This is a genomic window from Polyangium jinanense (assembly GCF_028435265.1).
Classification (GTDB): Bacteria; Myxococcota_A; Polyangia; order Polyangiales; family Polyangiaceae; genus Polyangium; species Polyangium jinanense.
Map to the genome: position 1 here is coordinate 275,564 of NZ_JAGTJK010000006.1, position 14,801 is coordinate 290,364.

The 14,801-nt window shown below is 67.9% G+C and carries 8 protein-coding genes; 4 read left to right on the plus strand and 4 right to left on the minus strand.

Annotation, left to right across the window (positions count from 1 at the left end):
- Nucleotide 1: 1 nt before the first annotated feature.
- Nucleotides 2–1,060: a hypothetical protein gene (locus tag KEG38_RS16185; RefSeq protein ID WP_272420364.1), complete on the minus strand. Its 1,059-nt coding sequence runs from the start codon at nt 1,058–1,060 to the stop codon at nt 2–4.
- A 60-nt stretch (nt 1,061–1,120) separates the two neighbouring features.
- Nucleotides 1,121–1,909 carry a class I SAM-dependent methyltransferase gene (locus tag KEG38_RS16190; RefSeq protein WP_272420365.1) on the minus strand — a complete coding sequence of 263 codons (789 nt, stop codon included), beginning with the start codon at nt 1,907–1,909 and terminating at the stop codon, nt 1,121–1,123.
- A gap of 48 nt (nt 1,910–1,957) precedes the next feature.
- On the opposite strand from KEG38_RS16190, the gene KEG38_RS16195 reads away from it, so the two are divergent.
- Nucleotides 1,958–2,518, plus strand: a complete 561-nt coding sequence (locus tag KEG38_RS16195; RefSeq protein WP_272420366.1) for a pyridoxamine 5'-phosphate oxidase family protein — start codon at nt 1,958–1,960, stop codon at nt 2,516–2,518.
- A gap of 4 nt (nt 2,519–2,522) precedes the next feature.
- Here KEG38_RS16195 and KEG38_RS16200 read toward each other — a convergent pair whose 3' ends face one another.
- Nucleotides 2,523–3,515 carry a tetratricopeptide repeat protein gene (locus KEG38_RS16200; protein ID WP_272420367.1) on the minus strand — a complete coding sequence of 331 codons (993 nt, stop codon included), beginning with the start codon at nt 3,513–3,515 and terminating at the stop codon, nt 2,523–2,525.
- A gap of 70 nt (nt 3,516–3,585) precedes the next feature.
- Nucleotides 3,586–4,359, minus strand: a complete 774-nt coding sequence (locus KEG38_RS16205; protein ID WP_272420368.1) for a MerR family transcriptional regulator — start codon at nt 4,357–4,359, stop codon at nt 3,586–3,588.
- Between the two features lie 97 nt (nt 4,360–4,456).
- Here KEG38_RS16205 and KEG38_RS16210 point away from each other — a divergent pair, with 97 nt between their 5' ends.
- From KEG38_RS16210 to KEG38_RS16220, 3 genes are all read left to right on the plus strand, one after another.
- The gene (locus tag KEG38_RS16210; protein WP_272420369.1) at nt 4,457–6,229 is read left to right on the plus strand and encodes a vWA domain-containing protein; all 1,773 of its coding nucleotides are present in this window, start codon (nt 4,457–4,459) and stop codon (nt 6,227–6,229) included.
- A gap of 345 nt (nt 6,230–6,574) precedes the next feature.
- The gene (locus tag KEG38_RS16215; RefSeq protein ID WP_272420370.1) at nt 6,575–9,379 is read left to right on the plus strand and encodes a YncE family protein; all 2,805 of its coding nucleotides are present in this window, start codon (nt 6,575–6,577) and stop codon (nt 9,377–9,379) included.
- Nucleotides 9,380–9,573: 194 nt separating this feature from the next.
- Nucleotides 9,574–14,748 carry an AAA family ATPase gene (locus KEG38_RS16220; protein WP_272420371.1) on the plus strand — a complete coding sequence of 1,725 codons (5,175 nt, stop codon included), beginning with the start codon at nt 9,574–9,576 and terminating at the stop codon, nt 14,746–14,748.
- The last annotated feature ends 53 nt before the right edge of the window (nt 14,749–14,801 follow it).

The following is a 14,801-nucleotide window of genomic DNA, read 5'->3' on the forward strand; positions in this document are numbered from 1 at the left end:
GTCAAGGCGCGGCGGGAGGTGGGAGCGCCGCGCCGATGGGCTCGGCGTGGACCTGCGTGTGCACGACGCGCCGCCGCTTCGCTCCGATATTGGCGACATCGAAATCGAACCGGATGCCAATCATGACGGCGTCTGGGGGCAGGTCCGTGCTCGCCATGGGGTTCGACAATCGATCGTCACGCACGCCGGGGAGCGTGATGATGCTCGAGTTGCCACCGACCAGGGCCGGCTTGGGATTCGGAATGCCGTGCGCCGTGCCGTCGGGCATGGTGAGGCGGCTCCTCGTGCTGACGAAGACGCGCCCACCGCCCGCGTATGCAGTCGGCATCGGAAACACCCGTCCGGCGAATTTTTCTTTCACCGCGCGCGCAATCCGCTCCCATTCTTTTCGATCGCCGCCCTTGGCCACGACGACCTCGACGGAGGCAATTTGTCCGCGCGCGTCGAGCGTGAGGAGGAAGGTGCTGTCGGATTCGGGGGGCGTGCTCGACGACCGGATTTGTTCCGCGACGGCCGACGCGAGGGTCCCGGCCGCGGGGAATTTCGCCTGCTCGGCACTCCCCGCGAGGACGCCCTGGGCTGTGGGGCGAATGGGCGCGGGCGCCGGCGCGGCCTCGCGGGGCATGGCGCCCGGGACCGCCCAGACGGGCGGACCGGCGAGCGTGCCGGCGCGCGAGGGTTCGCCTGGCGGTCCGTCGTACTCGGCGGGGCCGGTCGTGGACGGTGCGGGGAGCGAGGGGGGCGGGGCATCCGGCGCAGGCGGCACGGGCTCGGGCTCCTCCCCCTCGGGCGTCGTGCGTTGGGGCAGGACCGCCACGCGGGGCGCGGGCTCGGGGGCCGGCGGGGGCGTTTCCAGGGCGCCGCGCGGGGGCGACGAGGCGGCGGGCTCGGTCGGACGGAGGTCGATCCAGAGCTCGGGGGATCGCTCGAAGGCATGCCCGATCGTGGCGAGCTCGAGGGGGCGGGGCGGGAGGACGCGCACGACGAGGAGCCCCGCCGCGTGCAGGATGAGCGCGGCGAGCAGCGAGAGCGGAATCCGGCTGCGTGCGGGAGGGCTCAAGGGGGATGACCGTGCGTTGCGGGAGCGTGCCCGCGCATTCACGCGGGCGCAAGGATCTCGTTATCGAGGAGCCTCCGTCGTGGCCGAGACGCACCTCGTTCCCATCGCGCAGGGCAGTGTTCCGTCCTGCCGCAGGAGGGCCTGCCAATCCACGCGCAGGGCCTCTTCGAGGACCGACACGCGGGCGGGCACCATTCGAGTGACGTCGTACGTTTCTCGGAACAAGGCGAGAACCTCGTCGGGCGTGCCCGACAAATCGACGAGGATGGGCTCGATCCGCACGTTCACGAAGGGCTGGAGCAGCTCCCGGAGCCCCTCTTCGCTGTAGGTCCGAAGGTCACCGATTGACGGCCCCTCGAAGGGCTCCTCGCGGAGGCGACGCACGAGCATGGTCCACGCATCCTCGGTCGGCGCCGCGATGCGGCCGCCCACCACGGCCGCGAAGGCGCCGCCGGGCCGCAAGACGCGCCGCACCTCGGCGAGGGCCTCCTCCACGGGGCGCATCAACATGAGCGCGAGGTGGCACGTGACGAGGTCGAAGGAAGAAGCCTCGAATGGAAGTGCCTGCGCTCGCCCCTGCACGAGGGTCGCCTCCGGCCCGAGGCGCGCACGCGCCGCCGCGAGCTCGCCTTCGCTCATATCGATCCCCACGGCGCCCTGGATGCCGCGGGATCGAAGCAACGAGAGCAGCGCCCCGTCGCCACACGCGAGATCGAGCACGCGATCGCCCGGCCGCGCATGGCCGGCGAGCCATTCGTAGGTCGAGGGTTTTCCGCGGAGGAACGCGCGCGACGTGGCCCCGGGACGAAGGTCGTGCCAGCTCCGGAGCCAGGTTTCGGAGGGATCCATGGCCGATACGTACCATGAAGCGCGCGGGGTCTGCTACCCTCGTCGGCCGTGGGAAAACTCTACGACAGTCTCGATGAGGACCTCATCGAGTTCATCGGGCGGCAACACATGTTTTTCGTCGCCACGGCGCCGCTTGCCGGGGACGGATTCGTGAACCTCTCGCCGAAGGGGCACGATACGCTGCGCGTGCTCGGCCCGCGCACGCTCGGATACCTGGATTTCGCGGGGAGCGGCGTCGAGACGATCGCCCACGCCCGCGAGAACGGGCGCATCGTGGTGCTCTTCTGCGCATTCGATGGGCCGCCGCGGATCCTCCGCATTCACGGCCGCGCCGAGGCCTTCGAGCCCAGCCATCCGCAATTCGCCGCCCTGCGCGAGCACTTCGGACCGCCGCGGCCCGGCGAACGCGCGATTTTGCGTGTCGAGGCCACGCGGATCGCGACGTCGTGCGGGTACGGCGTGCCCCTGTACGAGTTTGTCGCGGAACGGACCCAGCTCGCGGATTGGGCCGAACACAAAGGGCCGGAGGGGATGCGCGAATACATGGAGAAAAAGAACGCGACGAGCCTCGACGGGCTGCCGGGGCTCGACTTCGGAAAACCAGGTTGATCGCTCAACCAAGGCGCTCCCGTGCGAGCGCCGCCGCGTAGGACTCGGGATCTCTTTTGATCACGAGCCGCCACGCCTCGGCCGCCCGCTCGGCCCGCCCGAGCGACGCGAGCGTATCTCCCCAGGCGAGCAGCCCATCGCCTCCCTGCCCACGGAACACGTGCCGCGCGCCCGCCTCGAACCGCGCGAGCGCCTCCTCGAATCGCCCTTCGCGGGCGTCGATGCGGCCGAGCAAAAAGAGCGCATTGCGCCGCGACGACGCGCGTTTGGCGATCGCGTCACCGCGGAGGACCGCGCGCCGCGCAGACGCGGGGTCCCCCTCGGCGAGGCAAAGGAAGGCCTCGGCGAAATGGTATTCGCTCCGGAAATCGAGGGGGAGATCGGCCTCGCGCGCGAGGGCGAACCAGGCGCGCGCCTCCTCGGCGCGCCCGCGCGCCCCGAGCACCCAGGCGCCGTGCAGGGCGGCGCCCGTGCGGGCGAGCGCGTCCTCCGCGTCGAGGGCGCGCCGCACGTGGGCGAGCGACTCCTCCCAGCGGCCGAGGTTCGCCAGCGCCTCCGCCTCGTTGACGCATAGAATCGCGTCGTCCTGCGCGAGCGACCAGGGCCCGCGACGGGCGAGCGCCCGCTCATACCGCCCGGCCGCCACGTCCACGCAGACGAGCATGTTCACGACGTGCAAGGCGAGCACGCCGGTTGGGTCCTCGAATACGGCGATGTCGTCGACCACGCGGCAGGCCTCGGCCATCCTGCCCTCGTAATAGAGCTGCATCGCCGTCTCGGCCTGCACGAGCGCCGCGGGCAGGCTCCGCTCCGAGGCCTCGAGCAGGAGCCTCGACGCGGAGGACCGCGCGCGGGCCCGCGCGCGGCTCGAAGACGACCACGATCGGGGGCCGACCTGGGGCCTCGGGGCCCGCTCGAGCACCGTGGCCCCGACCGCGACGAACCCGGCGAAGAGCCAGGCCCCCACGAAGAGCTCGAAGAAACCAAGATCGTCCATGCCGGCGCCGGAGAGGACGCGCGTCAGGATACGGCAGGTCTCGCGGCCGGGACAAGGGGGTCTGTCGGGCCTAGCTCTTCGCGCCTCCCTTTCGCGCAGCCTGCGCCCGGTTCACGTAATCGTAGAGCGCCGGGTCATACCCCTGCTGCGCCGCGAAGCCGGGCTCGTTCTTGTAGAGGTTTTCGAGCGACTTTCGAATGCCCGGGTTTCCTCCGGTGAACATCTCGATGAGCTCCGCCCAGCGCCCTGCGAGCGCCTGCACGGCCGGATCCTCGGGCGGCGTGCCCTTCTCCATTTCCGCGCGGACCTTCGCGATGAGCACCGGCCATTCCGCTTGCACGGCCTGCATCGCCTCCTCGCCGAACGCCTGCCGCCGCGCCTCGAGCTCCGCGAGCTGCTCCTTCGTGTAGTATTTCTCGTACATGTTCATCACCTCGATCGTTTTCAAAAGTTCGTCGGCCGATACGCGCTCGTTCGCGGCGAGCCAGGAGGCGAGCCCCTCCAGGCGGCCGAGGAGCTTTCGGGTGAGCTCCATTTGTTCTTGCAAACGCGTGATGTGCATGCGGACGATGGAAAGCGGCGAGACATCGGGCCGCGCGAGGAGATCCCGGATCTCGTCGAGCGACAGACCGAGCTGCCTCAGCGATAAAATCTGCTGCAACCGGGCCACGTCTCCCTCCCCGTAAAGCCGGTATCCCGCGCGTGAATGGTCGGACGGCGAGAGGAGCCCAATCTCGTCGTACCAGTGGAGCGTCCGGACGGACGTCCCCGTGGCCTTCGCCAGCTCTCCCACCTTCCACGTGCGCTTCTTCGTGCCCTTGTCCTTACGCTCTCCCGCAGTCACGAACCGGACTCTAGGCCCTCACGCGACGTGAGGGTCAAGGGGGCTTCGAGAAAAAGGAGGGGTAGTCGGCTCCCCACGGGCCGAGGTACGATTTGCCATGATCTCCCGCATCCTTCTTGGCTCCCTCGCTCTCCCTCTCCTCGCCGTCTCCCTCGCCGCTTCGTGTGGCGGCAATGGTGGCTCCTCCGGCAGCGCCTCCTCGAACGCCACCGCCTCCGGCGGCTCCGGCGGCACGGGCGCCGATCCCGGCGTCGGTGGATTCATCGCCGCCGGCGGCTCCGGCGGCGGAGAACCCGCCGTCTGCGATCCGCCCGACGTGCTCGTCGTGCTCGACAGGACGCTCACGATGCACAAGACCCCGGAGGGCGGGACACCAAACGACGGGCCCGATTACAAGAGCTCGAAATGGTTCCAGGCCATCACGGCCATCGAGCAGCTCGTCGCGCCTCCCCTCGACAAGGGCATTCGGTTCGGCGTCGAGCTCTGGCCCAAAGACCCGGGCGGCGGCGCCTGCATCACCCTCGCCGAGCGCGTGCTCGATACGAAGCAAGCGACGAACCCCACCTGCCAGGAAGGCGAGGTCCTGATCTCGCCGGGACTCGATCAAGGCACGGCCATTCAAGCGCTCCTCGATCCGGCCACCACCACGCTCTGCACGACGACGCCCACGGGCAATGCGCTGCTCACCGCCGAGCAGCAGCTCCAGGAAATCGCCGCCGCTGGACGCGAGCAATACGTCGTGCTCGTGACCGACGGCGCGGACTGGGACCAGTCCTGCCCCGACCCGAATCCGTTGCCCATCGCGCAGGCCCTCATGAAGAAGGGCATCAAAACGTACATCGTCGGCTTTTCGGCGACCGGCGACATTCAGCCCGGCGGCGTCGGCGCCGAGTTCCTCAACAACATGGCCTGCGCCGGCGGCACCGCGAAGGGGTTCCCGGCTCCCTGCACCGATGACGGCAATGGCAACTTCACGGCCACCGATCCCACGGGCACGTCGCTCTACCTCAAGGCCGGCAATGCGACCGAGCTCGCGCTCGCGCTCAAGTCGATCGGCGGCAAGCTCTGCTGCAATTGTGGCGATACGTGTGACCCCCCCGAAATCCTCATCGCCCTCGACCGCACGCTCACGATGCACAAGACCCCGAACGGCGATACGCCCGCCGACGGGCCCGATTACCCGAGCAGCAAGTGGTACCAGGCCGTCACCGCGATCGAGAAGATGGTGGCCCCGCCCCGCGACACGCACGCACGCTACGGCCTCGAGCTCTGGCCCCGCGACCCGGGTGGCGAGACTTGCATCACGCTCGCCGAGCGGGTCACGAACGCGAAGCAGGCGACGAATCCATTCTGCGAGAGCGGCGAGATCGTCGTGCCCCCGGCCCTCGGGAGCGGCGCCGCCATCCAGCAATACCTCGATCCGGCCACCACCCGCATCTGCATCAGCACGCCCACGGGTGAGGCCCTCTTCACGGCCACGGACCATCTCCTCAAGAGCATCACGCCCGGCCGCGACCAATACGTCGTCCTCGTGACCGACGGCGCGGACTGGGACCAATCTTGCCCCGATCCGAGCCCGTTGCCCATCGTGCAGCAGCTTGCGGCTTCGGGGATCCGCACGTTCGTGGTCGGCTTCTCGGCGGAGGGCGCCATTCAGCCGGGCGGCGTCGGCGCCGCGTTCCTCAACGACATGGCCTGCGCGGGGCAGACGGCCAAGGGATTCCCGGCGGGATGCCAGGAAGGGCCGGGCGGGTTCGTTGCCACGGATCCGAATGGCGAGGTCCTCTACTTGCAGGCGAGCGACGCCACGGGCCTCGACAAGGCGCTCTCCGGCGTGGCGGACGGCCTTTGCTGCGACTGCGTCAAATGACGCGGTGCCGAAAGGCCGCCCTCCCCTCCCTCCCTTCCTCAGCCGTGCACGCGCGATACCAGCCCCTACCGACGGGGTTTCAGCCCAAGTAGAATATACCGATACGAGCGCATTGCCTCGGTGCGCCCCGGTTCGCCTCGAAGATGCCGTACATGCGTCGAAAGTTCGACGTTCATGCAATTGACTCAAATTGCACTTGAAAGGCGAACCCATTTCTGTAGGATACACTTGGGCTCAGAATTTACTCGTGCCCGGATCGTACGGTCGCCGGTGGCGAACGTAATGACCTCCTTTTGTGCCGATGCGGCGATCTCGGCTCGATCGCCCCATCGAGAAAGAGGCGCCATGTCCACGAAGCTCTCTCCGGGCGAACGGCATTCACACTCACAGGAGAACGAGGCGCGGACCCCGAAATTGCGTCGCCGCTTCGGGACGACGCTTGGGTTTGCGGCCGCCCTCGCGACGCTCGCGGCGCCGGCGGCGGCCGAAGCCTCCTCCTCCTTTGCACTCTTCGAGAGTGGTCAGGTACGACCGCTCGCTCTTTCTCCTGACGGAAACAGGCTCTATGCGGTCAACACCCCTGACAATCGTCTGGAGGTTTTCCACGTCACGAGCCTGGGCCTCGTTCACATCGGCTCCGTCACCGTGGGCCTCGAGCCCGTCGCAGTCGCGGCGCGAAACAATGGCGAGGTGTGGGTCGTCAATCATCTCTCCGATAGCGTGAGCGTGGTCGACGTGACGCCCGGCTTTGCGCCACGCGTCGTGCGTACGTTGCTCGTCGGCGATGAGCCGCGCGACATCGTGTTTGGCGGTCCCGGCAAAAACCGCGCCTTCATCACGACAGCCCACCGCGGTCAGAACGTTCCTTTTGACCCCGAGCTCACCACCCCCGGCATCGGCCGGGCCGACGTTTGGGTCTTCGATACGACGAACCTCGGTCCGAACACGCTCGGGGGCGCTTCCCTCAACATCATCACTTTGTTCACCGACACGCCGCGCGCGCTCGCGGTGAGCCCGGACGGGTCGCGCGTGTACGCCGCCGGCTTTCACACCGGCAATCGAACGACGTCCATTCACAGGGACCTCGTGGCCCAGCTCGGAGGTCTGCCCGCTCCGAGGACCGACTCCCTCGGCGTGGAGCAGCCGCCCACCGCGCTCATCGTCAAATACGACGGAGAGCACTGGGTCGACTACGAAGGCGATACCTGGGACGCGGCCGTCAATTTCTCGCTCCCCGACAAAGACGTATTCGTCATCGACGCCACCGCGAACCCGCCGGCCCAGCTCCCGGGCGCGTCGGGCTTTTATTCCAGCGTCGGGACGATCCTCTTCAACATGATCGTCAACCCGGTCAGCGGGAAGGTTTACGTCACGAATACCGAGGCAAACAACCTCCAGCGGTTCGAGGGCCCGGGGACGTTCGCCGGCTCGACCGTGCGTGGCCACCTCCACGAGTCGCGGATCACGGTCCTCGGCAATGGCACCGCGACCCCGCGGCACATCAACAAGCACATCGATTACAACGCGCCCGTCGCGCCGCTCCCGAACCCCACGAACGCAAAAAGCCTCGCGACCCCGGTCGGGATGGCCATCACGCAGAACGGTCAGAAACTCTACGTCGCGGCGCTCGGATCGAGCAAGATCGCCATCTTCGACACGGCGCAGCTCGAAAACGATACCTTCCTCCCGAACGCGTCGACCCACATCGTCCTCGACAAGGGCGGCGAGCCCGTGGGGCCGACGGGCCTCGTGCTCGACGAAACGCGCAATCGACTCTACGTGCTCACGCGCTTCGACAACAAGATTGCCGTCGTGAACCCGACGACGAAATCCGTGATCGCGCGCGTCCCGATGTACAACCCCGAGCCCCCGAGCGTCACCGAGGGCCGGCAATACCTCTACGACGCCCGGTTCAGCTCCAGCAACGGCGAGTCGTCTTGCGCGAGCTGCCACGTGTTCGGCGATTTCGACAGCCTCGCCTGGGACCTCGGCAATCCGGACGAGACCACGACCCCCATGCCGGGGCCGGTTCGCCTCGTTTTGCCGGAGTTTTTCCAGACGTTCGACAACCTCGACTCGCTGAAGGGCCCCATGACCACGCAGAGCCTGCGCGGCATGGCGAACCACGGCCCCATGCACTGGCGCGGCGACCGCACCATGGGCAACGCCGAGCCGAGCGTCCAGCCAAACGCCGGCACGTTCGACGAGCGCGGGGCCTTCGCGACGTTCCAGGGCGGATTCGTCGGCCTCCTCGGGCGCACGCAGCCCATCCCGGCTGACGACATGGAGGCATTCACGGATTTCGCCCTCCAGATCATGTACCCGCCAAACCCGGTCCGGCGCCTCGACAACTCGCTCACGCCGGACCAGCAAGCCGGGCGCGACCATTTCTTCACGCCCGACGCCGCCATCATCGCGTGCGAGGACTGCCATCGCCTCGCTCCGGACGCGAATGCCCAGTACGGCGAACCATTCCCGGGTTTCTTTGGCACGGACGGCCAGTACATCCTCAACGAGGTCCCGCAGCCGATGAAGATCCCGCATCTGCGCAACCTCTATCAGAAGGTCGGGATGTTCGGCATGCCGGCGGTGCCGTCGATCCTGCCCGGCCATAACGAGATCACGGGGGATCAGGTCCGCGGCTTCGGTTTCCTCAACGACGGCGCAGAGGACACGATCTTCCGCTTCATGCACTCGCCGGGATTCGACCTCCTGAGCGGCTTCAGCCCGAATGGGTTCGACGACCGGCCCGGCGGCGACGGCGATATCAAACGCCGCCAGGTCGAGCAGTTCATCCTCGCGTTCGATTCGAATCTCGCGCCGATCGTCGGCCAGCAGGTCACGTGGACGAGCCACAACGGCGCGGCGGCGAGCCCCCGCGTCGACCTCCTCCTCGCGCGGGCAGACGAAGGTGAATGCGACGTCGTGGTGAAGATGCGATTCGGGTTCGAGGAGATCGGCTTCCTCTACATCGGCGCGAATCAGTTCGTATCGAGCAAGCAGTCGTTCGGCCCCCTCTCGCGGGCAATGCTGGTGCTCGTCGCGAACCTCCTCCACACCGAGCTCACCTTCACCGCCGTGCCGCCCGGCTCCGGCGAGCGCATCGGCATCGATCGCGACGAAGACGGCATCCGCGACGGCGACGAATGAATGCAGCACCTCCGCGCGGGTTTCGTGTGACACGACCTACACCCGCGCGGAGGTCACTCCACGATCCACCGTCGGCTGGCTGACGGTGACTTCACGACAGAAAATCGACGCGAAGGGGGGCACAAAGCCTTGTTGCAGGCCGCGGCTCCGGATAGGGTCGTGCTCTCGGCGGGGGGACATGTCCAGGAGATGTCATGTCCGCGGAGCCGAACCATCGCGCAGCCGATGACTTCCAAGGGGTATCCTTCGAGGGTTTCACCGCGCTGACCCCCATCTACGAAGGGGCGGAGACGCTGGTGTTCCGCGGCAGGAGAATCGCCGACGGCGCGCGGGTCGTCCTCAAACAGACGAAAAACGAATATCCCACCGTCCGGGAAGTCGGCCGCCTGCGGCGCGAGTTCACGATCCTGCGCGAGCTCGGCGTGGATACTGCGCCCGAGGCGATCGCGCTCGAGGAGCACGGCCGCGGCGTCGTCCTGATCATGGCCGACCTCGGGCATCCGACGCTGCGCGAAATCCTGGAGAGCCGGAGGCTCGATATCGAGACCTCGCTCACGATTGCCCTGTCCATCTCGAATGCGCTCGCCGCGGTCCACAGGAAGGGCATCATCCACAAGGACGTGACCCCGCGAAACGTCCTGATCGAGGAGTCGGCCTGGACGGCTCATCTCATCGATTTCGGGATTTCCGCGCGCCTCTCCCGCGAGCTCCACGCGCCGACGGGGCCGCGGTCGCTCGAAGGGACGCTGCTCTACATGGCGCCCGAACAGACCGGGCGAATGAACCGGGCCGTCGATTCACGCGCGGACCTCTACTCGCTCGGCGTGATCCTCTACGAGATGCTGACGGGCTCGGTGCCATTCCCGCAGCGCGAGCTCTCGGAAATCGTCCAGAGCCACCTCACGCGCGCGCCGGTACCGCCACACGAGGTCGTGCCCACGGTGCCCGCGCCACTCTCCGACCTCGTGATGATGCTGCTCGCGAAGACGCCCGAGGAGCGATACCAGAGCGACGCCGGCGTCCGTGCGGATCTCTCCGAATGCTTGCGGCAATGGAAAGCGAACGGGACCATCACGCCCTTTCCGCTGCGGCAACGCGACAAAGCGCCGGAGCTCCGCCGCGCGCAGCGGCTCTACGGCCGCGAGCACGACATCGAGGCGCTCCTGCAGGCGTTCCGTCGCACGCGCGCGCGCGGCCCGGAGCTTTGCCTCGTCGCCGGCTACTCCGGCGTGGGAAAATCGGCGCTGGTCCGCGAGATTCACAAGATCATCGCGCGGCACGGCGGCGGCTATTTCGCCTCCGGCAAGTTCGACCAGATCTCGCGCGACGTCCCGCTCGCGCCCGTCGTGCACGCGCTCCGGGAACTCGTCCAGCAAATCCTGACGGAGCCGCCGGAGGCGCTCGCGGCGTACAAGAGCGAGCTCCTCACGGCGCTCGGCGGCAATGGCGCGATCCTCCTCGAGCTCGTCCCCGAGCTCGAGCTCGTCCTCGGCGCGCAGCCCAAGGTCTCCGATCTTCCGCCCGATCAGGCGAAGAATCGCTTCGAGCTCACGCTCCAGAACTTCCTGCACGTGTTCGCGAGCGAAAAGCACCCGCTGGTGATCTTCCTCGACGATCTCCAGTGGATGGATCCCGCCTCGCAGCGGCTCATGCACCTGCTCCTCACGGACACGTGGAGCCGGCATCTGCTCATCATCGGCGCGTATCGCGACAACGAAGTCTCGGTCGGCCATCCGCTCTCGAACCTGCTCGCCGAGCTCGAGGGCTCGGGCTTTCAACCGGCCAAGATCCACCTCGCGCCGCTCGACCGCGAGATGGTGGGGAGCCTCGTCGCCGATACGCTGACGAGCGAGCCCCAGGAGGTCCGGACGCTCGCGGACCTCGTCTACGAGAAAACGCAGGGCAACCCGTTCTTCGCGCACCAGTTCATGGTCGCATTGTACGAGCGGGGCCTGCTCCGCTTCGACCCGGAGAACGGCGCGTGGCAATGGGACGACGCGGCGATCCGCGCCGCGAACGTGACCGACAACGTGGTCGACCTGATGGTCGGCGTCCTCCGCCGCCTCTCGCCGGAGACGCAGCACGTACTCGAGCGCGCGGCCTGCATCGGCCATTCCTTCGATTTCGGCTCGCTCGCGACGATCGCCGAGAAGCCGGTGCACGAGGTCTCCGCGGCGCTCTGGGAGGCGCTGCGAGCGGGGCTCGTCATGTCCCTGGACGGCGATTACAGATATCTCGAATCCGGGGTCGGGAGCGAGGCGCGGGAGGTCTCGGCGTCGCTCTTCAATGTCCGCTACCAGTTCGTCCACGACCGGGTGCTCTCGGCGGCTTACATGCTCGTGGAGCCGGAGCAACGAAAGCAGCTCCACCGCTCCATCGGGCGCCTGCTCCGCAAGCGGTCGGGCGAGCGTCCCCGCGACGAGGACCTGCTCGACCTCGTCCACCATTTGAACCTCGGCGCCGCGGCCATCACGGATCGGGCCGAGCGGCGCGACCTCGCGGAGCTCAACCTGCGCGCCGGGCAAAGGGCCAAAGCCGCGACGGCCTATCACGCGGGAGCCATTTACACGCGCGCAGGCATCGAGCTGCTCGACGCGGCCGACTGGGCGACCCATTACGACCTCTGCCATTCCCTCCACATCGAGGGCGGCCAGTGCGCATTCGCTTGCGGCGACGCCGAGCGTGCAGAGGCGCTCTTCACCGAGGCGCTGCGGCGCGCCCGCACGGATCTCGAACGCGCGGAGATCCAGCGGCAGCGCATCTACAAGCACGCCTCGTACGGGGAGTTCACGGACGCGCTGCGGGTCGGAAGCGAGACGCTCGCGATGCTCGGGCATACCCTGACGCTCGACGAGATGCATTCGCCCGAGGTGATGCTGGCGGAGCTCTCGCAGATCACCACGAACCTGCGAGGGCGACCCATCCGGAGCCTCGTCGACGAGCCCGAAGTCACGGATCCCGTGATGCGCGCCATCCTGTCGATCCTCGACTCCATCGCGGACAGTGGCCACTACGTCAGCGCGATTGCGTTCTCCATCATCAATTTCCGGGCCGTGAACCTCTCGCTCGTGCACGGCCCGACGGAGCTCTGCCCATTTCCGTATGCGTGCGCCGGCTATGTCCTCGCGGGGATGTTCGGGCGTGTGACCGAGGGCCTGGCGTTTTGCGAGGTCGCGGGGGTCATCAACAAGCGGTTCCCCAACGTGAGTCAACTCTCGCGGCTCCACGTCGCCTGGGGCAGCGGCACGCACATGCAGCACCCCATGCGCGATGCCGTGACGAGCTGGACCATCGCGCGGCAGAAGGGCCTGGAGAGCGGCGAGTTCGCCATGCTCGGGACAGCGTGCTTCCTCGAGACGATGGGAAACGTCTTCGCGGGCGACCCCATCGAGGACCTCTTGCAGGAAGCCGACAAGAACCTCGCAATCGTCCGGCGCACGAAAAACTCCCTCAACCTGGCCACGATGACGATCGTGCGGCAGACGGTCGCGTGCCTCGCGGGAAAGACGCGGGAGCGCACCTCGCTCGACGACGATACCTTCAACGAGAAAGAATATCTCGACCGGCTCGACGGCGAACATTTCGGCAATACGAGGGCCCACCACGCCATCTTGAAGGCGCTCGTTTACCTGATTCACAACCGGTACGAGGATGCCTGGAAGGCATCCGAAGTCGCCGAGCACTGGATCTCGCATACCGGCGGAAACCTCGCCTCGAAAATCCACCCCTGCCTCCGCGCCCTCGTGCTGCTCGGACTGCCTCGCGCGGAGGCGCCCGAGGAGGCCGAGCGACGGGCCGAGATCCTGCGCAAATGCCGCGCGGAGATCGCGCAGCTCGCCGCCGGGTCCCCGAAGAGCTTCGCGCACTTCGAGGCCATGGTGAACGCCGAAGCGGCACGAACCGAAGGGGACCTCGAGGGCGCGATCCGGCTCTACGAGCGCGCGATCACGCTCTGCCAGGAGAACAAGGCCCCGCATTTCGAGGCGCTCACCGGCGAGCTCTGCGCCAAGTTCTACCTGCGCATCGGCGCGCCGACCGCGGGCGGCGGCTACATGAAAAACGCCTACCGCGCCTACAAGCACTGGGGCGCGGCGCCGAAGCTCGACGCGCTGGAGAACGAGGCCACGCACATCTGGCCTTCGCTCCGCGACGTCTCGCGCACGCATTCGACGGCGACGACCACCGGCTCGAGCGCCTCGCTCGCGACCCGCACCCTCATCGGACAGACCAGCATCGGCAGCCTCCGCGACGCGGCTCTCGTCGTCCGGGCCGCCCAGGAAATCGCGAGCGAGATCGACCTGCCCAAGGTCATCGATCGGCTCGCCAAGCTCGTGCTGGAGAACGCGGGCGCCGACCAGGGCTCGCTCATTCTCGCGCGTGACGGTGCGCTCGTCGTCGACGCGACGTTCCACCCCGCCGGCTGCTCGCTCGACGTCGGGCGCGGACAGCCGCTCGAAGCCGTGCAGGCGTGCGCGAAGAGCGTCGTTCACTACGTCACGCGCACCCTCGAACCGGTGGTCCTCGACAACTCGAGCAAGGCTTCGCGCTTCTCGGACGACCCCTACATCCAGGAGTTCGCGCCGAAATCGATCCTCTGCTTGCCCCTTCTCCACCAGGGTCGACTGAGCGGCGCGCTCTACCTCGAAAACCGCATGACGGCCGGCGTCTTCGACGCGGCGCGCGTCGAGCTGCTCGCGCTGCTCTCCTCGCAGGCGGCCATCGCCATCGAGATCGCGCGCCTCATCGAGAGCGCGCACGCCGCGAACGAGCAGGTCAAGCGCGCGAACGAGCGGCTCGAGATGGAGGTCGCGCACCGGACGGAGGAGCTGCGCCAGGTCAACGACAGCTTGTTCGAGACGAACCAAGCGCTCGAACAGGAGCTCGGCCAGCGCCGCGAGATCGAGCAGGAGCGCGCGTCGCTGCACGAGCAAGTCATCGCGGGGCAACGCCAGCGCCTGGCGGAGCTCTCGACGCCGCTCTTGCCGATCACGAAGGACATCGTGGTGATGCCGCTCATCGGCACGATGGACGCCGAGCGCGCCGAGCTCGTGCTCAGCGTGGCCCTCGACGGCGCCCAGCGCCTCGGGGCCCGGGTCGTGATCCTCGACGTGACGGGCATGAAGCACGTCGACACGCAGGTGGCGGGCATGCTGGTGAACGTGGCCTCGGCGCTCCGGCTGCTCGGCGCCGAGACGGTGCTCACGGGCATCGCGCCGCGCATCGCCCAGACGCTCGTCGCGCTCGACGTCGATCTGAAATCGTTCGTCACGATGGGCACGCTCCAGAGCGGCATGGAGTACGCGCTCCGGCGATCGCGCCACGTCGACGTCTCGCCCGCTCCGCGCCGTGGCGGGCCGCAGCATCGATGAACGAAGGGCCGCCGCCCGCCCCGACGATGGCGCGGGGCGGGCGGTCACCTGGC

What these genes read in the sequence shown, in the direction of transcription:
- KEG38_RS16215 (WP_272420370.1), top strand. Translation starts at nt 6,575, where the DNA reads ATGTCCACGAAGCTCTCTCCGGGCGAACGGCATTCACACTCACAGGAG.
- KEG38_RS16220 (WP_272420371.1), top strand. Translation starts at nt 9,574, where the DNA reads ATGTCCGCGGAGCCGAACCATCGCGCAGCCGATGACTTCCAAGGGGTA.
- KEG38_RS16200 (WP_272420367.1), bottom strand. Translation starts at nt 3,515, where the DNA reads ATGGACGATCTTGGTTTCTTCGAGCTCTTCGTGGGGGCCTGGCTCTTC.
- KEG38_RS16210 (WP_272420369.1), top strand. Translation starts at nt 4,457, where the DNA reads ATGATCTCCCGCATCCTTCTTGGCTCCCTCGCTCTCCCTCTCCTCGCC.
- KEG38_RS16190 (WP_272420365.1), bottom strand. Translation starts at nt 1,909, where the DNA reads ATGGATCCCTCCGAAACCTGGCTCCGGAGCTGGCACGACCTTCGTCCC.